Genomic DNA, 23,077 nt, shown 5'->3' on the forward strand with positions numbered 1-23,077 from the left:
TCGCCCGATTAGGAAAAATGTCCTTGGAATCGTCACTCGGTGACCGTGACGGCCCGTCGATCGGTTTCGAGGAGCCGATTGAAGGCGTCGAGCATGGCCGTGACGCTCGCCCGAGTGATGTCCGCATCGCTCGCGTTCACCGACACCGAGTGGTCGTTGTGTGACACCTCGACTTCCACGGTGACGAGTGCGTTCGTCCCGCCGGTAATCGCATCGACGTGATACGATTCGAGCGTCGCGTCGATGTCGAGTCCTTCCGGGTGGCGGTGATGGCGGCATCGACGGGACCGCTTCCGACACCGCTGGCGACGTGTTCCTCGCCGTCGACGGCCAGTCGAACGCTCGCGGTTGGTGTCGCACCCCCACTGGTGGCAGTTAGGTCCCGAAGTTCGATCGGTCGGTCCCGTTCGCGACCCTGTACCTCGTCGGCGATTGCGAGCAGGTCGGTGTCGGTGATGCGTCGTCCTCGCTCACCGATGGCCTTCACCCGCTCGACGATCGTGTTGAGTTCGTCACCGGACACGCTGACGCCGTGTTCGTCGAGTGCCGAACGGACACCCGCCCTACCGGCGTGTTTTCCGAGGACGAGTCGGCGTTCACGACCGACGGTATCCGGCGGGTACGGTTCGTACATCGCCTCGTCCTTGAGCGTCCCGTCCGTGTGGATGCCGGACTCGTGTGCGAATGCGTTCTCGCCGACCACGGCCTTGTTCGGTGCGAGCGGAACGTCGGTCGCCGTTGCGACCGTTTGCGCGAGGTCGTACAGCCGTTCGGTCTCGACCGTTTCGAGATCGTAGCCGTGATCGAGCGCGACGGCGACCTCTTCGAGTGCGACGTTACCCGCCCGCTCGCCGATTCCGTTCACGGTTGCGTGAACGAGATCCGCTCCGGCCTCGATGCTCGCGAGTGCGTTCGCCAGCGCCAGTCCGAGATCGTCGTGGGTATGGGTGCTCGTCGGACCGAGCGGTGCCAACCGGGAGACGGCGGCCGCGGCCTCTTCCGGGGTCGCGTGTCCGACCGTATCACAGTAGCAGATTCGGTCAGCTCCGGCCTCGACGCCCGCGTTCATCAATCGTTCGAGGAAATCGAGGTCGGCCCGTGAGCCGTCCTCGCCGAGGACTTCCAGCCAGAGACCGTGATCCTTGGCGTATTCGGTGAGTTCGACCGTCGTTTGGATCACTTCTTCGCGCGTGGTCCCGACCTTTCCCTCGATGTGGCGGTCGCTCGCGGGAACCACGAGGTTCACCCCGTCGACCCCGCAGTCGAGCGCGAGGTCGATGTCGTGTTTGACGCCGCGGGCGAAACTCGTCACCATCGCGTCGAGGTCGAGGTCGGTTACCCTCGAAATCGTCTCTCTCTCACCTTCTCCGGTGCAGGCGCTCCCGGCTTCGATGACACTGATGCCGGTCGCATCGAGCTTGCGGGCGATTTCTGCCTTGTCCGTCGGCGTAAGCGAGATTCCCGGCGCTTGTTCGCCGTCGCGGAGCGTGGTATCGAGGAACTGTACGTCAGAATCAGATAGTGGGGTTAGTTCGGGGGAGCCCCCGAATAAATCGATCACTGGTCATGATATCCACTTTGGTGTGGTACTCAGACGCATATAGTCTGTTCGAGATGGGCAGATATTGCAACCAGTCGAGTGCGGATGCCGTCTCCGGTGCCGAGAGGACGAGTGATGCCGACGCTCTTCGGGAGATTCGCAAATCCGAACTGACCACCTACAGGGATCGGTGGTGACGGACGCGGACGACTTGCGGAGTCGCATCGCCGAGTCCGAAGTCGCTGTCGTTCATCAGCACGAATTCCCGGTCGTCGAGGATGGCGACGCCCTCGACTTTCGACGGGAGGCCGTCGTAGTCGTCGGTGTCGAACGCGAGGTCCTTCGGGACCGCTTCGACGCCCGCGTCCGCCAGACCGGCAGCATCGAGCGATTCGAGTGTCGGCGTCGTATCTACGTCGTCGAACGTCTCGGGAACCGTCGAGACGCCATCGAGATCGACGCGATAGAGCTTCATCGTCTCGCTCACGCGTTCGAGGACGAGCAGGGTCCCCTCACCGAGAACCTTGAGTTCGCTGACCTTCACGTCGTGCTGGTCGGGCGAACCGTCCGCGTTGTCCTTCTCGAACGTACCCGAAAGATCGAGTCGGTAGAGGTACTCGTCGGTGACCGATTTGGAATCGAGATCGAACCGGAAGATGCGGACGTTCCGAGACGTGTTCGACGTGTGGACGTCCGGGTTCGCGAGCGGGCTCTGCAGCGCGAAGAAAATCTCGCTCTCGTCGGGCGTGACGCCGAACCCTTCGATCCCACGGTTGAGCTTTCGTCGGCGGACGATCGCCGGGAGGTCACCCGTCACGGGATACGTGGCATCCGAGAGGTCGGCGTCCACGCCCGCCGGGACGATACGGTCGAGTACCCTCCCGTCGGCGGCGACGTGTGCGAGGCTCGGTGCGTACTCCTCGGAGATCCAGAAGGTTCCATCGGTGAGTTGGGCGACCGCTTCGACGTCCATCCCGTTCGGATCGTACGGGATGCGTGCCCCGTTCATCGAGTACGCGGCCTCGGTGTCGGTCACGGTCAACGGGTTGCTGATAGCGGTGATGTCGTGTCCGTCCGCGTCCGCGAGCGCGATTGTGTTCACGACGCGTGGCGTCCCATCATCGAGTTCGATCTCGTAGATCGACGGCGTATATCCGGGGTTCGTGAATATCTTCCCGCCGGACTGGTCGCCGAAGAACGAGGGATCGAGGCCGGTAACCTCCTTTGCATCATCGTGGTGGATGTTCGGTCCGCGGTCGCCGACCGCGTAGAAACGATCGGTCGATCCGTCGGCAGGAGCGGCGGCCCCACTACCGGGACTGACGAAGAGGTCGAGCGTCTTCCCACGAGTCGAGCCGTTTCGGAACGTGACGTGTCCGAGCGACAGACCGGACATGTCGAGCGACGTGACCTCGACACGGGCGTTCGTTATTCGACCACAGTTCTCGTCGTGAGTGTTGCCGTCGTTTCCTTTCTTCTTCCGCTCGTGCCGGTCTCGGCCCCAACTCCGAAGTCTGTTTCCGAAGACGCTGTACGCACCGGTCAGTCCGATTCCACCGAGCATCCGTCGCCGCGTGGTTTTTTCGCGCATCGAATCGAGACAGCCATAGAGACCATATGTAAATATATATTTTTATACTATAGAAATTAAGAGCCCAACTTTGACAACGAAGGGGTTATGGAGCGGTTCCACCATCCGTGCCCGAAATCTCCCGCTCGTTGGGCGTCGATACAATCCACTGCCGTTATCAACTGGTGACTCTGAGGGCAAGTGTGAACGCCCCTAAACCGTCTTTTGACGGTGAACCAGATTTGGTGAGTAGTGGGTACAGAATAACCGTCGATAACGGCCGCGATTCGTTCTTTGCGATCTGTATCGAGGAACCCGAGAGCGAGACGGCGTGGATCATGTCGGATACCGTCCGGTCGCTGGAGCGGATGCGATGAACCCGCATAGTAGAGATGCTTCGACGAATCTCTTCAACGCGGAAGCGGTATCAGTTCGGCGTGATACGACGTTGCTCCCCATCGAACGTTCATCTGGCACGACACCATCGAACGTTCCTCTGACACGATAACGCGACGTTCGTCGGGCGACTTCCTCAGCGGAACGCTTCGTTCCAGCGGCCGCCGTGAACGAGTTCCTCGACTTCCTTCCGTCGTCGGGTATCGGCGGAACTCTCGACCCGGTCGTCCGTGGGATGACGACGACGATAGCGCCGATGGGATCGTACGCCTCGGGGACGTCGAACGCGTCTCGGAGCGCCGACCAGTCTTCGGTGGGGATGCCGAAAAACAGTGCGCCGAGTCCTTCGGCGACGGCGGCGTGGAGGACGTTCAAGGCGGCCATTCCCGTGTCGATATACCAGTACGGAACCGGCCAGAACGACTCGTCGCGGTCGGTTCGCCCCTTATCCGGTTCGGCGTACCTGTCGAGATAGACGTCCTTGCAGGCAAACGGCACCACCACGAGCGGTGCCCGGCGGACGCGCTCGGGTTGGGGGTTGTGTTCGTTGGTCGCCCAGAAGCGCTCGCGGTCTTCGGGCGACTCCAGCGCGATGAAGGAGAACCCTTGGCTGAAACCGGCCGACGGGCCTTGCAGTCCGGCAGTGACGATTCGCTCGACTGCCTCCGCTTCGAGGGGGTCGTCACGGAAGTTCCGCACCATCCGACGACGACGGATGACCTCGTAGTAGTCCATGTGAGACGGGTACGACACTGGCCGCTATAGTACTTGTTCGCACCGAACGGGGCCAACGAGTGTAACCGGCAATGGACACGAACGGTCGCCGATTTACGACCCGTGTCAGGTCGAATCCTGTCCTTGTACTAACTCGACGTGGACGACGACTTCGTGTCCGGTCGTTTTCGTTAGCCGCTCATCGATCCGGTGTGCGACGTCCGGTGGTATTCGTCCGTTCGGTCCGTACGACACGACGACCGTCACATCCGCTGGATGGTCGAGAAGGACCTCGTCGATATCGTAGTTCACGGTCGCTTGTTCGAACTCCAAGTCTCCGAATTGGCCGCTGTTGAACATCGCCTTGACCTCCGTATTGACGTCGGTCTTCACGGTTCCGACTCCGAACGACGCCCACGTGACGGTGGCGAGGACGACGGACAGGAGGACGAGACCGACAACGACGGTCGCGATTCGAGTACGAACGGCCCGTCGGGCCTGTATCTCGTGTTTTCCTTTTTCGGGGCGATACCCCGCAAGCCACAGCAGAATGAGCGCCGAGAGGTTTATCGCGAGCAAGTTCACCAGCACGAGAACGCCAGCGGTGAGGACGATTCCAGGATCACCCCACGCGAGACCGAGGCCCGCGGTGGCGGCGGGAGGGATGAGCGCCACTGCGATTGCGACCCCGACGAGTGACGACCCCGCTCCCCGGATGACGCTCACTGCTCCGGCGACACCCGATCCGAGTGCCAAAAACAGCGAGAGGAAATTCGGCGAGGTGCGTTCGAGGACCTGCGGAATCGTTCGAATATCGGTCGGCGGGAGGAAGACCGTCTCTTTCAACAACAGGCCAAGAACGGCGGCAGTCACGATTGCGGCAAGTAAACCGGTTACTTGCAGTCTCACGCCCCGTTTCGTCATATCATTGTTCGCGAGAACGGCCCCGACACTGGCCGAAATCGCCGGTCCCATGAGCGGTGCGATGACCATCGCCCCAATAATCGTCGCCGCCGAATTGAGGAGCAACCCGGTCGTCGCTATCAGCGTGCTCACGATGAGGAAAATGAAAAACGTGGAGGATTCGGGGGCCAGGTCCTCGGCCCGGGCAACGAGTTCGTCACGCGAGATACGGTACCCCCGATACCGGTCCTTGAGCGCCCCGATCCGTTCGGAGACCACCGTCTCGGTCGGCATGACGAGAGTATACGATTTCTCCTTGATCCCGGCCGCGTACAGACTATCGAGCACGGGTTCGACGCCGGAGTCGGGGACCGGAAACGAAACGAGCGCTTCGAAGTCGCCGCGGCCGGTTTCTTCCCAGACTGCATAATCGATCCCCTCCTCGTCGAGCGCCGCAAGGACGTTCGCTCGGTCCCCCTCCGGAATGAGAACTTGGATGAGACGCATACATTTGTTACGCGCCGTGCAATATATACGAATACCTACACATATATCCAGTATCGGTCCACAGTTTGGGTTTCTTATTCGAGAGAGAATTCCGATTCACGGGTTCAGAAATCATCATCTTCGGACGGGGGTCATTGGTCGGTAGTTTCTACGGCCCGTTCTCTCTGATAGGTGGTATCGTCACAACGCCCCGGACTGGTGGAAATCCCGCCTCTTTTTCCTCGTTGCCGCATCCTTGCGAGCATGAAAGCGGTATTCCATCACTCGAACGACGACCCCGAACGACACGATAGAGTCCTCGGTAATATGGCCAATCTGCTCGACGATGAGACGATTTCCCTCGACGCCGTCGCACTCGTTGCGAACAGCGGTGGCCTCTCGCTCCTTTTGAAGGACTCTCCGTATCAGGAGCGAGTAGAGACCCTTCTCAATCGGGGGGTCAGTTTCAAACAGTGTCACAACACGATCGATGGAACGAACATCACCAGCGAGGACTTGATCGACGGCGTCGAACTCGTTCCCTCGGGCGTCGGCGAACTAACGCGGCTTCAACACGAGGGGTACGCCTACATCAAACCGTAAGCCAAATCAGAGTCGATCCGGATCCGAACTACTCGATTCCCTGTAGAGTTGCCAGCCTGTGAGTACGAGCACCACTACGAAGGACAGCGCTGAGATGATGGCCATCGCACCACCCTCTCCGCGGGCAATACGGAGGGTCTGAATACTCCCGGCGATACCCGCCGCACCGGCGATACAGAGCCGTTTTCGTCGGGAAATCCCGTCAGTGTGATTCATAGAATTACGATCTGTCGCGTTGGTAAATCCCTTGTGGGGCGAGTATCCGTGGCAGTGGGGGGTGAGTCGGGACGCGCCTATGGATGTACCTCTCGAAAGTCTCCCTCTATTGTTCCAATACAAATTTCCCATCCTTCGTGGTCGTTCGTGACGTACTCGTACGCGAATCCGTGCCATCGAACTCCTCGAAGACGAATCGTTGCAAAAGCGACTCTATCCTCTCCTCAGCATCGCACTCGACGTTTCTCGGTGACTTACACCATCGGTGAGCCATCGGTGCCTGCTCTTCACGACCGAGTTTCGGCGGTTGACCGACCGAAACGCGTCAGTGGCCGCCTTTTGGATGGTTTCCTCGTCGAACCGTCGAACTCAGTCCGAAATCGCTTTTTGAGAGAAGTCGTATCAATCGGTCACATCTGGCCCCCTACCATTCCCTGTTGTACGCAATCACGAGCAGGAATCGCTTTGTCGCGTCTATCTCGTCTGCGCCATCGAGTCTACCGAAGGTCAGAACTCGGTTCTCCGAGCGTCCCATCGGTGATACTGACCGTAGTGATGTGTAAAGACTTCGGAAACTTTGGGAAGTAAGATTCGGATCCCTCTCGTTTATTTAAATACGTTCCTCGTCCTTCTACCGCTACCTGGGAAAGTCGGAGGACGTGCAATTCGTGTTTCGAATCGACTCGAATCTGCGAGTTTGTGCGTCTATTCGTTTCTTTTTGCACTAATCCGCTCCATGTGGTGGTACGTATCCACAATTTTCGCATGACCAGGTCCCGTAGTCACGAACGATACCGCTTGAACCACAACGAGTACACTTGTAACGCATCGACTCCGACTTTGGTTTCGTCAATCATAAAATTATCTATCGTCAATTGTCGTAATATTGTGGTTGGGCACTGATTCGACTGGAATGGATGTCGTTCAATACCGGTTCCGCAGAAAATAATTCATACATACTATGAATCTCTTTATTCACTTCAAATATTGAAAAAATATAATAGAAATGACAGATATAACTGTCACTGCGGGAAGTTATCGACTGTCATCGAGGCACTTCACGACGATTTTCTGATCAGCAGTAGCGACGATACCTGTGTCCCTCGCTCCCGTCGAATCCTATGGTTCACGGTTTCGAAGGCCCGTCAAGCGGTAGCCCGGTTGGTGCCGGTACGCATCGTCACGAGAGGATCGCGCGGGCGGCGAAGAGGAGGTTCTCCTTGCGCTCCATGACACGGCGGTAGAAGTACTGGGCCCATTTCCCACCATACGGAACGTATTGGACGACGCGTACTCCGTCCTCCGCGAGGTCGACCTGCGCGTCGTCGCGGACTCCCATGAGCATCTGTATCTCGTATGGCGTGCCGCACTCGTCGTGGAGGTCCCGGGCGAGCGAAATCATCTGTGGGTCGTGGCTACCGACGGAAACGTGCTCGAATTCGCTGAAGAGGTAATCGAGGTGCTCCTCATACGCCTCGTTTACCCGCGATTTGTCCGCGTGCGCAACCGATGCGGGTTCGTCGTACGCGCCCTTGACGAGGCGAACGGTGGCGTCGCTCCGTGCCAGTCGCTGCAGGTCGTCGCCGGTCCGTTTGAGGTTCGCCTGGATGGCGACGCCCACGTCGGCCCCGTCGCGGTCGGCGTTTTCGACGACGGCGTCGAGCGTCGCATCTGTCGTCGTGTGGTCCTCCATATCGACCCAGACGAAAACGTCGTGGTCGATGGCGTGGTCGACGATGAGTTCTACGTTCTCGGCGAAAACGTCCGTGCCGACGTCGAGGCCGACCTGACTGGGTTTGACGCTGATAGACGCGTCGAGGTTGCGGTCATCGATCTCCGCGGTCAAGTAACAGTACTCTTCGGTGTCCTCGAACGCGGGCGAGCGCTCGTGGTAATGTTCACCGAGAAGGTTGAGAATGGCGCTAATGCCTCGATCGTTGAGATCAGCGGCGTACTCCAGTGCTCCTTCGGACGACTCTCCGGCGACGAAGTTGTTCGCTATCGGTGGGATCACGTCCACCACTCGACGTTCGGGTGGCAAAAATGATTCTATTTCACCGAATATTGGTCGATAACTACCACGAAGCCCCGTAGAGCCATGGTGTTCACAATACTCGAACTCGGTCAGTTAGCTGTTCGCATGGGATGTGATACTACTCATCATAGGATGGTTGGTTCCGACGACGACACGGGTGTCGAGTTCACTCACGATCACCTCCGTTTCACATAGTATGAAATAACACGGGAAATGACTGGGGTGGACCAATTACTGTCCTCTCTCACGGCGTACTCCAGCGAGACAACGCAGATATATTTACGAACATATGGCTGTAATGGTAATGGTGAAGCATCACGATAGACGTTACAGACATATGGGTGTAATTGACGTGGCGAACGGTTGGTTCGAACATTGTGAACTACACGGATCGTGTGTCCAGATGTGACTGCGGTTTCCCGGGCGTGAGTGTCCGCCGACACGTGGTTCCCATAATGCGAACGCTTTTGCGTCGAGGTTGTGTGATGTGATACTATGACAGACGGAAGCCGGACGTTCACCACGACGGAAACGTCGTTCGCCGTAATCCACGCGATCGAGGACGCGAACGGAGCGACGTTCGCGGAACTCAGGTCGCAACTCGACCTCTCCAAGAGCACGCTGTACTACCATCTGACCACCCTCGAAAAATACGGATACGTGGTGAAAGAACGCGGGACGTACCAACTCGGCTTGCGATTCCTCTCGCACGCCCAGCACGCCAAGAACAAGGAGCCAGCGTTCGACGTCGTCCGTTCGAAAGCCCGCGACCTCGCTGACAGGATACCCGAGGAAATCTCCTTCGCTACCGAGGAGAACGGTCGTCTCGTCGTGGTCTACCACAACATCGGTGGCTCCGCAATGACCGACTTCAAGATCGGACAGTACCTGTACATGCACGTGACCGCAAGCGGGAAAATGATGCTCGCGGAGATGTCCGAGGAGCGCGTCGACGAGATAATCGACCGCTGGGGACTTCCAAAACTCACGGAGAACACGATCACGGATCGGGACACACTGAAGGAGGAGTTAGACCGGGTCCGCGAACGGGGGTACGCGATCAACGACGAGGAACAGCGCGAGGGACTCCGGAGCGTGGGTGCGAAGATAACGAAGCCCGATGGGTCCGTTCTCGGGGGTCTCGCCATCGACGGTGCGACCTATCGACTGACCAACGATCAGATCGAGGGACACACGGTACAGCAACTGTTCGACACGATCGACGAGATCGAAGCCGAAATCGACTGAACGCGATCTCGACTCGAAGGGAATGAAACCGAACCGGTACATTGATATATTATGCTACAAAGTCCCATACGAATATGGTACAAGCGGGTATGGAAACCATTATCGGGCTAGTTGGCTATCTGATCCTGGTAGTAGCGATCGGTCACTGGGGAACGAAGTTGGTCTCCTCCGAGGAGGACTTCTTCCTCGGGGGCGAACAAATCCCCGGTTGGGCACTTGCACTCTCCGAACGGAGTTCCGGGATGTCCGGTTGGCTTCTCCTCGGCGTGCCGGGATTGGCGTGGTCGATAGGACTCTCCGCCGTCTGGGTGCTCGTCGGCACGACCGGCGGTGCCATCTTTCAGTGGATCGTTTACGCGCGGCCGTTCATGGAAGGTCGCAAGGAAACGGGCGCGGTCACGCCGATAGGGCTTCTCGCGGAGAAAATCCCCGGTGACTCGCCGGTCGTCCGTGCGCTCCCGGCGCTCGTCACCTTCGTGTTCTACATGGGCTACGTCGGGTCGCAGTTCCTCGCTGGCGGCAACATCTTCAAGAAGGCCTTCGGAATCGACCCCGTCATCGGTGTCCTTCTCATCGGCGGCATCGTGACAGCGTACTCGCTCGCCGGTGGATTCCCGTCCGTCGTCTGGACCGACGTGATGCAAGCGCTGTTGATGGTGTTCACGCTCGTGGTGCTTCCGGGCTATCTCCTCGTCGGCGTGTTCCTCGATCCCTCCACCTCACTCGTGGGCGGACTCGCGGCCTCCGGGGGAAACCGGTCGGCGTGGTTCGGCGGACGGACCGGTGCTGCCGCGCTCGTCTTCCTCGGCGCTAACCTGAGCTGGTTTTTCCTCTACCTCGGCGGTTACCCGCACCTCGACGCTCGGTTCATGGCTGTCCGCAGCGGCGACGACCGCCGCTCGGCCATCATCGTGGCGACCGTCTGGGGTATCCTCACCTCGTCGGGCGCAGTGCTCCTCGGCCTCCTCGCGCGCGTTATCGACGGCGCGCCGCAGGCCCTGCAGGCGGACCGCGAGATGGTCCTCCCGTTCATGGTCTTGAAACACCTCCCGGGACTGCTCGGGGGAATCCTCCTCGCGGGCGCGCTAGCGGCGATGATGTCGACGGCTTCCTCGCAAATCGTCGTCGCTAGCTCCGCGGTCGCACAGGACGTCTACACCGACATTCTGAAGAAGGGTCAGGAGTTCAGCGATAAGGCCCAACTACGCGTCTCCCGCGCCGCCACGCTTGCGGTCGGCGTGATCGGACTCGTGATCGCACTCCTGACGTCGAACCTGGTGTACACGCTCGTGAGTTACTCCGGAACCGGACTCTTCTCCGCCTTCGGGCCTGCGTTCACTCTCCTCTTCTTCTGGCGACGAAACCTCTCCGTGGCGGGCCTCGTGGCGGCGTTCGTCGCCGGTCCCGGCGCGACCATCCTCTGGATCGCTTTCGGAATGAACTCGATCATCACGGTTCGTCTCATCGCACCGCCGATCGGGTTCGCCGCAGCGATCGGTGCCTCCCTGCTGTGGCCGGGCGGAGAACTAACCAGCCCCGCCCCGTCCGCGAGCGCCGCGAACCAGGACTGACGGCGCGAACGAACGGGTGTTTCGACACGGTACACCGCTTCGAATGTCGTCGCGTATCGGGATATCATACGGTGAGTATGACCCTGCGGAACGTGGGTTTCATCGTCGCTTTCCGCCGGTTCGTCGTGGTTTTTCAGTCGAACGATGGGTGATTCCGATATGGTGTCCGGTACCGTACCGAGTAGGGTATGACAGTAAATCCCAAACTATAATACCGGTCGAGTGCCACCTACGAGTGTGCAAGCGAGAGACTTTGATAACGAATTGACGTTCCACGAGTACGAGCAAAACGGTACCGTCGAGGAGTTTCACGAAGCGTACGAGGAAGCCGTCGAGTCCGTCCGAGCGGAACTCGGGGGGACTCACTTACTTTGGATCGACGGCGAGAGGGTCGATACGGGGGACCGTTTCGACGTCGTATCCCCCGGAAATCTGGACCGAGAGGTCGGCGAGTTCGCCGCTGGCAGTTCGGAAGACGTGGACGCTGCCGTCAGCGCTGCTGCCGCCGTCGCTCCCGAATGGGAGGCTTCCGATGTCGATTTCCGCGTGGAGATTTTCCGCAACGCTGCGGCGATCATGCGTGATCGGAAGTTCGAACTCGCCGCGACCATCTCACTGGAGAACGGTAAGAACCGGACGGAAGCGATGGCCGACGTCGACGAATCCATCGACTTTCTCGAATTCTACAGCCGTGAATTCGAGCGGTCCGATGGGTACGCTTTCGACACCGGGGAGCCAACCCCCGGCCAGCACACCAGGAATTTGCTACGACCGTACGGCGTGTTTGGGGTCGTGGCACCATTCAACTTCCCGATGGCCATCTTCGTCGGTATGACCGCCGGTGCGTTGATCACCGGCAATACCGTCGTCGCGAAACCCGCGAAAACGACATCGCTGATCGCACACAAGTGCGTCGACATCTTCACCGAGGCCGGGATGCCGAACGGTGTTCTGAACCTCGTTATGGGCGGTGGTCGCGACGTCGGTCAGCCGCTGGTCGAGCACGAAGACGTTTCGGGTGTCGTTTTCACCGGATCGCGGAAGGTCGGACTGTCCATTCAGGAGACCTTCTCCGAGCACGGGAAACACGGACCCGTGATCGCTGAACTCGGTGGGAAGAATCCGGTGATTGTCAGTGACACCGCAGCGCTCGAAGACGCGGTAGAAGGCGTAATGAAGGGTGCCTTCTCCTTCAGCGGACAGAAATGTTCCGCGACCTCACGCGTGTACGTTCAGGAGGACGTGATCGATGAATTCACGGATCGTTTGGTCGCCGAAACGGAAAACCTGAATATCGGTCGAGCGACGGAACGGGAGACCTTCGTTTCACCGATCATCAACGACAGCGCGCTCGAATCGTACGAGGATATCTGTGCACGTGCGGAAGAAGAGGGGACGGTTCGAACCGGTGGAAACGTCGCTACGGACGGTGAACTCGCGGACGGTCGGTTCGTCGAACCGACGTCGTCACGGACATCCCTCACAGCCACGAACTCGCACGTGAGGAACACTTCCTCCCATTTGTCACGATTCACCCGATATCCGATCTGGACGAGGGAATCGAGAAGTCGAACGACTCCGAATACGGGCTCTGTGCCGGACTCTTCTCGCAAGACGACGACGAAATCGACCGGTGGTTCGATGAAATCGAGTCCGGTATGTGCTACGTGAATCGCTCCCAGAGTGCGACGACGGGCGCATTGGTTCAGGCACAACCGTTCGGCGGTTGGAAGTACTCCGGCACGACCGGTAAATTTGCAGGCGGTTACTGGTACCTCCAGCAGTTCATGCGCGAACAGAGCCGAACTCGGGTCGACTGAACGATCGATGGTGAAGGGACACCGGTAACCGTTCGATTTCACTGGATTTCACTGGGCGTGTGCTTGATCGATGTGGGACTCGTCATCAGCCATGAAACCTATGGGACTTTGCCTCTGTCCGAAACCATCGAACGTGCAGCAGTCGCCCGCCAGTACGCATGTTTCCCGGATCGAATTCCGCACCGGATTACCGTTTTCGGGTGATTTCAGGGTAGTTTTGTCGATCCCAGGTAATAGTTGGATAATTTATTCATCGTTCCGTCGTCCGTGTCGATAAAGCCGGTATATCGATTCGAATTCGATCGTTTTCAGAAAAAAGTCTCAAATCGGGGAATATTCACGAATTCGTGTCTTTAAAGAAGATATCTCAAAAAATGGTGTTCGGTATTTCTGCCATCGAACAGTATCTCGACGAACCATTTGCTGCTATTGTCTAATAGATGTCTTTTATCGAGTACGTAGCGTATAACTATGGCAAATCGGTGTCACTGGTGGATAGTACCATCGTGGAGGATTCGTTCATCCGTACCTGACTCCGTGGTCCTAGACTTCTCACGGGGTCGGCTGCATCGAATTCAGTGTGCTACGTCCCGACACTGGGGACTCCCAACGGCCAGGGGTCAGCGGATGCTGGCCACCAATCGAGAAACGCCCAGTCCGAGTACTCCACCCAACGTCCCGAGAATGGCAGCGATCACGAGTCCGACGGTAATCGCCCACAGAATCCGGAACGGGAGGCCTGGCATTTCGCCGGTAATGCCCATGCCAACGAGGTGGATTCCGAATCCCGCGGCGAACGCGAAGTTGAATAGCCAGACGCGACGGAGGTTTCGATCGTAACGGGCGAGCACCGCACTTCCAGTGAGAAGGCCGACGGCGAAGTACTCCAACCGAAGAAATCGGAAAACTGGCGGATCGAACCGTGCAATCACGGCCAAAAATCCAGCCGAACACAGAAATAGCCCAACAGCGGTCAGACCGTCCCGTAATCGCGTCTGTCGATCAGGATCCCGTCGTATTGACATGGCCAGCGTATGCATTATGAATGATTGATTCCTGCTCGAAGGCACGCCATGGCACGCGTGCGAGCAGGTATGGAGGACGTGGCGGGTGCAGGGGGGTAGTATGGATCAGGAGTGATGGCGCCAGACCCACGGGGACACATTCAGGGTGTCAGAGGCAACCTCGCCACACTTGTTCCTTCGAGGGGTTCGGTATATGCTTTGTGCTACTGTTCGAAAATAAGACAGTAACGCGTATCGCCATAATCGCGGACTCGACGGCTACTTGCAGACCCGTTCTCACTAATGGTCGGAGTCGGAAGTTCGAACCCCTCGAACATCGTGAGGTACCCCCGTTTGTCGTGTGATCCGCATCCGTTGTGTGGATTCGTTTGTACTTGGACCGACGATGGATCGACCGTTGGTTGTCAGCCAACAGTACGTGCACCCGTCATCAGGGTCCGGGTCGATTATCGGACGACAGTTGGCCCTGCTTCGTGACTTGGCCACCACACTCCGGACATACCCCTTTTACGGTATCGAAGGTTTCACCGCACATCTGGCATTCAAATCGCGCATCACTCTTCGTCGTGAATAGCTCTTTGAGTTTGTTCACGAAACCCATTGGTGCTAATATACACTCGTTGCGGAATCGGAAAAAGTCTAGGGGAGTACGTGGGAGGAGATGAATCGACGAGAGGAATAATCGCTCCTCAGTCGGCACCGAAGACGAGAACGACGGGATTTTCGCACGGTGCATAGATCTTCATCTCGCGTCCCTTCTCGGAGTACCGTGTCCCCGCGACCCTGATCAGATCCGCTCCTTCGAGGGCGTCGACATGGTATGAGACCGTCTGAAGCGAGACATCGAGACGGGTAGCGAGCGCGGACGGCGTTCCCGGTTCCTCTGTAATTGCGACGAGGAGCGTTCGAGCGGTCTTGGATGACAGCGTACTCAAAACCGAGTCAATGTCCTGTTCATTGATATCCAACAATTCGATATCCCCCGCCTGTGCAGTATCGATATCGGGCGATGGTTCGGGTAGAAGAGCCATTATATCACCAACGCAGAGAAGTTGGATGCAAACCGTATAGTCTCTTGCGAAAAGAGACGGACGATGTACCGGTTCCGGAGAGTATCGGGCTTACCGATTCGGTTGCTAGTCCGGACGATAGCGGATACCGTTTATCCGGTAGAAGAGCGTTCACCGAGGGTTCGTTCGATGTTCTGGACGGTCCGGTCGAGGTGTGCTACGAAATCGTCGATGGTATCGTTGGTAACGCGATATTTGGGACAATCCAGGCTCACAGCACCGCAGACTCGTCCATGAGGCTGATAAACCGGTTTGGCGACGGAATAGAGGCCGGTAACTACCTCCTCATCGTTGACGGCGTAGCCTCGTTCGCGAGTGTTTTCGAGTTCCGCGAAAAGCTCATCGGTAGTCGATATAGAGTGGTCGGTTTCATGGGGAAGTCCCCACTGATCCGTGATTCTCTCTACGCGCGAGTTACTACATTCGGCCAGGATGGCTTTCCCCGACGCGGTATTGTGCATATAAAACGTCCGTCGATCACTGAGAAACGTCGATTGGGAATCGTAAAGTTCGCTGTACAGTGAAACGACCCGTCCGTGTTCTTCGACACTGAAATCCGCTATTCGGTTCGTTCGGTCGTTGAGAGCAGTGATCTCTTCCTCGGCGATGTCGTAGATTTCCTTCCGGGAGATGACGTACTCCCCCAATTCGAAAAATTTCAGTCCCAAGTGGTAGAATTCGCCCTCCTTCACGACGTATCGCGTGTCCCGAAGGGTGGTCAGATGAGCGTGAACGGTACTTTTCGAGAGATCGAGTTCCTCGGCCAACTGGCGTAACCTGATACCATCGTGCGTCCTGATGGTCTCTATGACCGCTAAGGAAGTCTCGGTCGTCGATACCGTCGAAGCGGACGTCCCATTCCGTGTTACCATGTCCATAGATAACATTGGACACCACTAATATGTTCGCTATACCCGAACTGGTTTAAACGTCGGTTGGCATCGACGAAGGTACTCTTTCGGAGCGGAATCCTCGTCTCCGAACCCTTTGCTACCCGAGTACAAGCGATATGCCGCGTTTTGATGCGGTGGACTGTTATACGGGAATTCTCGATGAGGAAACCAATTTCGTCGTTCGGTATTTAAACGAGAGGGATTTATCGGTGATGTCGAGGAGTAAAAATGCAACTCCGACATATAATTGTTCGTTAGGATCGATTCCTATATGGGCAAATAACCACATGAATTTCATAAATTTGGCGTAAAAACCTTAATATCCAATACTCACGAGTCATGGATTGTGTTCGCATACCTCACAAAATCACGATTTCGACGGATCATGGTTCCAGCGATCGTTTTCCAATCGGTAAGCGTCGGAGGAGGATTTTCGACGGGCCGGGAGGTAGTGGAGTACGTAGCGAAGTATGGGGCGCTCGGAAGCGTCGCGATTCTCACCTACGTGACGGTGCTTGCGATCTGTGGTGCCCTCGTTTACGAGTTTTCGAGGAGATTCGACCTCTACGATTATAAATCGCTCATGAAGAACCTCATCTGGCACGGATGGCCCGTCTTCGAGGCAATCTACGTGATTCTCGCCGTCGTCATTATCGCAGTCGTCGCCTCCGCAGGGGGTAATCTGATGAATCAGATCCTCGGCGTTCCGGTGTTCTTGGCGAACGTTCTTCTCATCGGATTCATCTTCTTCGTCCTCTACTTCGGACGCGAAGCCATCGAGCGATTCAGCGTCTACGGTACGACGTTCATTTACGCGGTATATCTCGCCATGTTCGGATACGTCCTCGCAACCAACGGCGGACAGGCTCTCGATATCCTTCGGAGCGGGAGTACGGCATACGTGAACGATCCGAGCGTCCCTGCCGCGATCAAATCCGCGCTGATCTACGCCGGATATTCGCTCATCGGATTTATTCCACCGCTGTTCCTGATCGACCGGATGGAAAACCGTTCGGAAGCGGTCGTATCCGGCGTACTGAGCGCATTTATGCTTGGGATTCCCCTCGTTCTATCGTATCTATCCCTGCTGGCGTACTATCCCAACGGCGACGTGATGGGTGCATCAGTGCCGTGGTTGGCGATGCTCGACCCACCAGTTCTGTTGGTGTGTTACGGAATCGCGATCGGATGGACGTTGACCGAAACCGGAGTCGGATTCGTTCACTCCATCACGGAACGCATCGATGAGGATATCAAAGAGTCAGATCATCGGTTCTTTGCCGCCAGGGACGGTCTCTCGTCATTGGAACGCGGATCAGTGGGACTACTGATCCTCCTCGGTGCGATAGCGCTCTCCCGAATCGGTATCATCAGCCTCGTCAGTGAGGTGTATCCGATTCTGGCCGTATTGTTCACCGCGGTACTCGTGATTCCCCTGCTCACCGTTGGACTCTATCGGCTATCGAATCCCGCATGGAAGCGCGAGTTTTGGCGAGAACGCGGTGCCGAAACCCAAAGTAGCGGCATCGAGGCCGAATGATGTACGGGTGGAGGAACCGGATCGGACTCGTCGTAACGTCGTCCGACAGAACGAGCGAGGGCGAGTACTTCCGGCACACACCCGATGGCGTTTCCGTACACGTGGCTCGCATGCTACTTGAGGATGGGGTCGCCGACGCGGAAACCTTGGAACGAATGTCGGCCGATGTCGAACGCTGTGCAAAATTGCTCAAAACCACCGATGTCGATGTTATCGCCTACTCCTGTACGACCGGTAGCCTGCTCAAGGGCGAGGGATTCGAAACGGAGATCGAACGACGGATCGAAACGGTGGCCGGTGTTCCTGCGGTCGCGACGGCGGCGTCGATCAAGCGTGCGTTAGACGCACTCGATGTCGAATCGCTCACAGTTGCGACTCCGTACATACCGGAGCTCAACGAACTGGAAGTCGATTTTCTGGAGGATTCAGGCTACGAAGTGCTCGACATATACGGGTTGGGATGTAGGACCGACGAAGAAATCTGTGCCCACCACCCGGAGATGGCATACCGACAAGCCCGGGAAATGAACCGGGAGGATGCTGACGCGATATTCATCAGTTGTACGGGGTATCGAACGTTCGAGATCATCGACCGATTGGAACGGGATCTGGATAAACCAGTGATAACGAGCAACCAGGCGACGTTGTGGGATGCACTTCGGAAAATCGACGTCGATTACTCCGAAATCGAGTTGGGCACCTTATTCCGACACTGAAAGTTCGATTGTCGGCGGAGATGGCAAAGAACGCGTGAGTTTTAGCACCGACGGGGATTCACAGGCGTGATTCGTACTCGAATACGCCGTCGAACGCCCGTTCGAGGATGTGCTCCATGTCGTCCACATCGGTCAAACGAGGATTTCCAGTGAGACTTCCGTCTTCGAGTGCCTGCGCTGCCAACGCAGGAATCGCTTCGCGTTCGGCCGCCGTCTCGTCCAGCGTCCTGGGGATCCGGACCGAATCACCCAGTTCGCGTACCACACGAACCGCTTTGTAGGCCTCTAGCTGTGTTCGGCGGTTGCGGTCGATCGGTTCCCCGAGGCGCTCCGCGATAGTACAGAACTTCTCGGGAACTTGTGACAGGTTGTACTCCATCACGTACGGAAGGATGATCGCGTTGACCAATCCGTGAGGAACACCAAACTGGCCGCCGACTTGGTGAGAGAGCGCGTGTACTGCACCCAATCCAGCGCCGTTGAACGCCATCCCGGCCTGCATACTTGCCCTGGCCATCGCCGTGAGCGCAGCAGGGTCGCCGTCACGGTACTCGACGGCACGGGGGAGGAATTCGCCGACTTTCTCGACCGAATCGAGCGCGATAGCGGAGGTCTGACTTTGTGCCTTGATCGATACGTACGCTTCGATAGCGTGCGTCAACACGTCCATTCCAGTCGCCGCCTTTACCGGCGGTGGTGCACTCGCCGTCAGATCGGGATCGATCAACGCGAGGTCGGCGAGGAGTTTCACGTCCCCGATTTCCTCTTTGACGTCGGTCTCGGAGTCCTTCACGATACACCAATGACCGACCTCGCTCCCGGTTCCGGACGTCGTTGGTATGTAGATACTCGGTGGAGGGGATTCCGGGACGTTTCCACTCCCTTCGTAGTCGAGAATGTGGCCGTCGTTCGCTGCGATGATCGATGCCGCTTTTGCGGTGTCCAACGACGACCCACCACCGATTCCGAGAATGAGGTTCGCGTCGGCGTCGTCGTAGGCGTCCGCTGCCTCGTGAACGACTGTGTCAGTCGGATCAGGCTGAACACCGTCGAAGATGGCATACTCCTTTCCGGCTTCCTCGATCGATTCGAGTACCGGTTCGAGAACGCCCGCCTCGCGAACACCTTCGTCGGTCACGACGAGCGCACGTTCCGCATCGAATCGGTCGATGTACGAACCGACTTCGTCTGAAGCTCCACGACCAAACAGGATCCTATTCGGGACGTTCCATTCCGCTAATTGTTGTGTCATTGTTGTGTCACCGTGTTCTATGAGTCGCGTGAATCCGGCACTGCGTGCAGCGTTCCGGTTACGGTGTAGATAGTACCAGTATTCGATTCATACCCCTTACTCCCCATACCTATGAGTATTTAAATAGTCGTGGCGGGTCGCTTGGATTTCTTCGTCCCAGGAGCACACCCGACAGGGAACGTATCCACCTCGCGTTCGCCCCATCGTTCGGACAAGACGACAGATCGATGCGGTCAGTACGGGTCCATCCCGTCGTGCTCGACGACGACGCTGTTTACGGTGGTGAACGCCTCGACGCCCTCGTAACCGCCTTCCCGTCCCAGACCGCTCTCCTTGTTCCCTCCCCACGGGCTTTGAGGCATCGACACGGGGAACGTGTTGACTGCGACGAGGCCGTGATCGAGTCGGTCAGCGATGCGAGTGGCGTGCAACCCGTCGGTCCAGATGGACGCCGCGAGCGCGTACGGCGAGTCGTTCGCCACGGCGACGGCTTCATCGACCGATTCGACGCTCAGTATCGAGAGCACTGGGCCGAATATCTCCTCGCGCGCAATTTGCATGTCCGGCGTCACGTCATCGAACACGGTCGGTTCGACGAAGTATCCGTCCTGCAACTCCGGATCGTCCGGGACACCCCCGCCGGTTCGGAGGGTCGCTCCCTCCTCCCGTCCCGATTCGATGTAGCCGAGAATGTCGTCCTGCGCTTCCGCCGAGATGACCGGCCCCATATCAGTCGTCGGATCGTCCCCGGATCCGAGGGAGATACGTTCCGCTTCCCGGACCACGAGTTCGGTGAATTCCGCCCTCACGTCTTCGTGGACGATGGCGCGTGAGGTAGCGACGCAATTCTGCCCGGCATTGGAGAAGATTCCTCGGGCGACGCCGCGCGCCGCATTCTCGACGTCGGCGTCGGGGAGGACGACCGCCGGAGCCTTCCCTCCGAGTTCCAGGTCGACCGGCGTGATGTTCGCTGCCGCAGCCTCCAGCACCTGTTGACCGACCGCAGTCGAACCGGTAAACGTGATCAGATCGACGCCGGGATGATCGCTCAGGGCCGCTCCCACCTCGCTCCCCGACCCCGGAACGAGGTTTACGACGCCGTCGGGGAACTCCTCGGCGAGAATATTCCCGTACCTCATCGTCGATAGCGGTGCTCGACTCGGTGGCTTCGCGACGACCGTATTTCCCGTGGCGAGGGCGGCCGCAATCCCTCGGGACCCCAACAGGAGCGGATAGTTCCACGGGATGATGTGTGCGGTAACGCCGTAGGGGACCCGTTTCGTGTAGTTGAGCCGGTTCGTCGAAGTTGGGATCGTGTCACCTCGAACCTTGTCCACCACACCCGCGAAGAAGCGAAACTGCTGGGCGGTTTCCATGACCTCGCCTTCGGCCGTTCCGAGACATTTTCCGGTCTCCGCGACGAGGAGTTCGCTGAGTTCGTCCCGATCCGCCTCGATCCGCTCGGCGACGGCAAGCAATCCACGTTCACGTCGAGCGGGGTTGCTCTCCGCCCACTCCTTTCGTACACTCCGCGCAGCGTCGATCGCTTCGCTCGCGTCGGTTCGTGTTCCGGTCGAGACGGTACCGACCGTCTCTCCCGTAGCGGGATTTTCGACGGAACGCTCGGTCCCACCTCGATCCTGCCCGTCGATTCGCATCTCGTAGCTGTGCATACCGGTCACAACCCTCGGACCCGGCCTAAATATTTCCCGGCTGATGTGGGACTGTTTATAAAATACGTCGGGAGAGCCGCCAGCAGACGGGGAGTCGGATCACTCGGAGGGTTCTCGAACGGTGTCGCCCGTCGAATCGCGCCGCTCGGCCATGTCGGGAGCGGCGTCGTTCGTCGCCGCGTTCTGCTGGTTCAGGGCGAAATCCTCCTCCGGTGCCCGCACTAGACGGTGGCGACCCCTGACAGCGAAATAGATGATCCCGCCCGCATACCACAGCGCCGCTCCGATAACGCCGAACCGATACGACGGGTTCAAAAAGAGGAACACGAAGGTAACGGCCGCGATAACGATTGCGACCACCGCACCGAACACGCCGACCGGACTCCGATACGGTCGTCTGAGGTTCGGATACTCTCGCCGGAGCAGGATGAACGCCAACGACTGCATGATGTACGAGATCATGGCGCCGAACACCGCCATGTTCAACAGAACCGCCCCCACCGGACTGTCGCTCGGCGTGAGCCAGATCAACAGCGCCGCGACGTAGCCAATCAACGAACCGGCGATCAAAGCGACGTGTGGCGTATCGCGCTCGTCGTGGGTGACCGAGAGCCACTGTGGGAAGTACCCCGCCCGGGACAGCGAGTAGATGTTACGCCCGAACGCGAAGATGATCGCGTGAAAGCTCGCCACCAATCCGGCCACGGCGATCAACGAGAGCAACGCCGCACCGATGCTGCCGGGGAATATGGTTTTGAAGCCCAAGAACAACGGATTATCCGCTTGGCCGACCTTTGCCGCGCCAGGTGCGATGCCGCTGTTGAGGAACAACGTCAGGAACGCCGTGATGATCAGCGTCACGATGCCCAGTATCGTCGCTTTGGGCAGGTCGCGCTCCGGATCGTGTGCCTCTTCCGCCGCTAACGGCAGTTCCTCGATGGCGAGGAAAAACCAAATCGCGAACGGCAACGCCAGGAAGATGCCCTTGATGCCTTTCGGCAATAGTTTGCTCTGACCCGAATCAGCGGGTACGGTCAGTGCCCAATCGAACGAAAAGTGCGGAATCGCACCGATGAAAAAGACCGCCAATATGCCCAACGCGAGGAAGGTGATGAAGACGGTGAACCGGAAGCTTTCCTTGACGCCCACTATGTTGAGTCCGACGAAAATACCATAGAATATCGCCCACCAAACCGGCGCGGGCATGGAAAAACTGAGCAATGCCTGTGTAACCGAGTTCATGTAGCCGCCGATACCGACGACGATGACCGCGGTGGTGATGACGTACTCCATGTTCTCACCCAAACCCGTGATAAAGCCACCCCAGGGACCCATGGCCGTCCGTCCGAACGAATAGGCACCCCCGGTGTGGGGGAGCGCCGGTGCCATTTCCGCGATGGAAAAACAGAGGCCCAGATACATGACGGCGATGATGATCGTTGCGATGACGAGGCCCATGAACCCACCAGCGGCGAGGCCGAAGTTCCAGCCGAAGAAATCGCCCGAGATGACGGCACCGACGCCGAGTGCCCACAGCGACCAAATCCTCGCGTGCCGCCGTAAGCCACGATCTTCGAAATAACTATCATCCACATCGTTGTACGTAACGCTACCCCCTTCTTTATCTGACATTGTTCCAACTCTGAATTATCTATGATCTCCTAAACTGTATCTCCGGCATTTTGGGAGCACTTATCAGCGTGCGCCGAGTTTGCGGGGAGACGATGACTCGGCGCTCCTCATCGGGGACAAAAACGCCGCTGAAATATTTCAAGATTTTCAGTTATCAACAACCATATAGGGATA

The 23,077-nt window shown here is 58.0% G+C and carries 17 protein-coding genes and 2 pseudogenes; 6 read left to right on the forward strand and 13 right to left on the reverse strand.

Features of this window, described 5'->3' with window-relative positions:
- Positions 1-32: 32 nt before the first annotated feature.
- The 4 genes and pseudogenes from A4G99_RS18095 to A4G99_RS18110 all read right to left on the reverse strand — a co-directional run bounded on the left by A4G99_RS18095 (position 33) and on the right by A4G99_RS18110 (position 5,630).
- Positions 33-1,561, reverse strand: a pseudogene (locus A4G99_RS18095) (2-isopropylmalate synthase).
- 157 nt (positions 1,562-1,718) lie between these two features.
- The gene (locus A4G99_RS18100) at positions 1,719-3,131 is read right to left on the reverse strand and encodes an esterase-like activity of phytase family protein (RefSeq protein ID WP_082837895.1); all 1,413 of its coding nucleotides are present in this window, start codon (positions 3,129-3,131) and stop codon (positions 1,719-1,721) included.
- A gap of 315 nt (positions 3,132-3,446) precedes the next feature.
- Positions 3,447-4,241, reverse strand: coding sequence for a nitroreductase family protein (locus tag A4G99_RS18105; protein WP_223301973.1), 795 nt, complete (start codon positions 4,239-4,241; stop codon positions 3,447-3,449).
- 105 nt (positions 4,242-4,346) lie between these two features.
- Complete coding sequence (locus tag A4G99_RS18110; RefSeq protein ID WP_066146893.1) at positions 4,347-5,630, reverse strand: TIGR00341 family protein; 1,284 nt, start codon at positions 5,628-5,630, stop codon at positions 4,347-4,349.
- A gap of 243 nt (positions 5,631-5,873) precedes the next feature.
- Here A4G99_RS18110 and A4G99_RS18115 point away from each other — a divergent pair, with 243 nt between their 5' ends.
- Positions 5,874-6,212, forward strand: coding sequence for a DsrE family protein (locus A4G99_RS18115; protein WP_066146895.1), 339 nt, complete (start codon positions 5,874-5,876; stop codon positions 6,210-6,212).
- A gap of 6 nt (positions 6,213-6,218) precedes the next feature.
- Here the strand turns inward: A4G99_RS18115 and A4G99_RS18120 are convergent, their stop codons facing one another.
- From A4G99_RS18120 to A4G99_RS18125, 3 genes are all read right to left on the reverse strand, one after another.
- Positions 6,219-6,428: a hypothetical protein gene (locus A4G99_RS18120; RefSeq protein WP_066146897.1), complete on the reverse strand. Its 210-nt coding sequence runs from the start codon at positions 6,426-6,428 to the stop codon at positions 6,219-6,221.
- A 724-nt stretch (positions 6,429-7,152) separates the two neighbouring features.
- A complete protein-coding gene (locus tag A4G99_RS29925; RefSeq protein ID WP_150123151.1) occupies positions 7,153-7,257 on the reverse strand; it encodes a hypothetical protein in 105 nt (34 codons plus the stop codon).
- A gap of 351 nt (positions 7,258-7,608) precedes the next feature.
- The gene (locus A4G99_RS18125; RefSeq protein ID WP_066147311.1) at positions 7,609-8,442 is read right to left on the reverse strand and encodes a proline dehydrogenase family protein; all 834 of its coding nucleotides are present in this window, start codon (positions 8,440-8,442) and stop codon (positions 7,609-7,611) included.
- Between the two features lie 516 nt (positions 8,443-8,958).
- Between A4G99_RS18125 and A4G99_RS18130 the strand changes: the two genes are divergently transcribed.
- The 3 genes and pseudogenes from A4G99_RS18130 (at position 8,959) to A4G99_RS18140 (ending at position 13,102) form a co-directional block, all read left to right on the forward strand.
- Positions 8,959-9,711: an IclR family transcriptional regulator gene (locus tag A4G99_RS18130; protein WP_066146899.1), complete on the forward strand. Its 753-nt coding sequence runs from the start codon at positions 8,959-8,961 to the stop codon at positions 9,709-9,711.
- 89 nt (positions 9,712-9,800) lie between these two features.
- On the forward strand, positions 9,801-11,282 hold the full coding sequence (locus tag A4G99_RS18135) for a sodium/proline symporter (RefSeq protein WP_223301974.1): 1,482 nt from the start codon (positions 9,801-9,803) through the stop codon (positions 11,280-11,282).
- A 237-nt stretch (positions 11,283-11,519) separates the two neighbouring features.
- A pseudogene (locus tag A4G99_RS18140) lies at positions 11,520-13,102 on the forward strand (aldehyde dehydrogenase family protein).
- Between the two features lie 620 nt (positions 13,103-13,722).
- Here the strand turns inward: A4G99_RS18140 and A4G99_RS18145 are convergent.
- From A4G99_RS18145 to A4G99_RS18155, 3 genes are all read right to left on the reverse strand, one after another.
- Positions 13,723-13,992: a hypothetical protein gene (locus tag A4G99_RS18145; protein WP_223301975.1), complete on the reverse strand. Its 270-nt coding sequence runs from the start codon at positions 13,990-13,992 to the stop codon at positions 13,723-13,725.
- Between the two features lie 824 nt (positions 13,993-14,816).
- Entirely contained in the window at positions 14,817-15,158 is a 342-nt protein-coding gene (locus A4G99_RS18150; protein WP_066146903.1) for a helix-turn-helix domain-containing protein, read from the reverse strand.
- 131 nt (positions 15,159-15,289) lie between these two features.
- Entirely contained in the window at positions 15,290-16,069 is a 780-nt protein-coding gene (locus tag A4G99_RS18155) for an IclR family transcriptional regulator (RefSeq protein ID WP_066147315.1), read from the reverse strand.
- A 472-nt stretch (positions 16,070-16,541) separates the two neighbouring features.
- Here A4G99_RS18155 and A4G99_RS18160 point away from each other — a divergent pair, with 472 nt between their 5' ends.
- Positions 16,542-17,630 (forward strand): hypothetical protein, encoded by a 1,089-nt coding sequence (locus A4G99_RS18160; protein ID WP_150123152.1) that lies wholly within the window; start codon positions 16,542-16,544, stop codon positions 17,628-17,630.
- The gene (locus A4G99_RS18165) at positions 17,627-18,346 is read left to right on the forward strand and encodes a maleate cis-trans isomerase (RefSeq protein ID WP_223301976.1); all 720 of its coding nucleotides are present in this window, start codon (positions 17,627-17,629) and stop codon (positions 18,344-18,346) included. Before A4G99_RS18160 ends, A4G99_RS18165 begins: the two co-directional genes overlap by 4 nt.
- A gap of 58 nt (positions 18,347-18,404) precedes the next feature.
- Here A4G99_RS18165 and A4G99_RS18170 read toward each other — a convergent pair whose 3' ends face one another.
- The 3 genes from A4G99_RS18170 to eat all read right to left on the reverse strand — a co-directional run bounded on the left by A4G99_RS18170 (position 18,405) and on the right by eat (position 22,903).
- Positions 18,405-19,598, reverse strand: coding sequence for an iron-containing alcohol dehydrogenase family protein (locus A4G99_RS18170; RefSeq protein ID WP_066146907.1), 1,194 nt, complete (start codon positions 19,596-19,598; stop codon positions 18,405-18,407).
- Between the two features lie 233 nt (positions 19,599-19,831).
- Positions 19,832-21,271 carry an aldehyde dehydrogenase gene (locus A4G99_RS18175; protein ID WP_066146909.1) on the reverse strand — a complete coding sequence of 480 codons (1,440 nt, stop codon included), beginning with the start codon at positions 21,269-21,271 and terminating at the stop codon, positions 19,832-19,834.
- Between the two features lie 99 nt (positions 21,272-21,370).
- Positions 21,371-22,903, reverse strand: a complete 1,533-nt coding sequence (gene eat, locus A4G99_RS18180) for an ethanolamine permease (protein WP_082837898.1) — start codon at positions 22,901-22,903, stop codon at positions 21,371-21,373.
- Positions 22,904-23,077 lie beyond the last annotated feature (174 nt).

Source organism: Haladaptatus sp. R4 (assembly GCF_001625445.1).
Classification (GTDB): domain Archaea; phylum Halobacteriota; class Halobacteria; order Halobacteriales; family Haladaptataceae; genus Haladaptatus.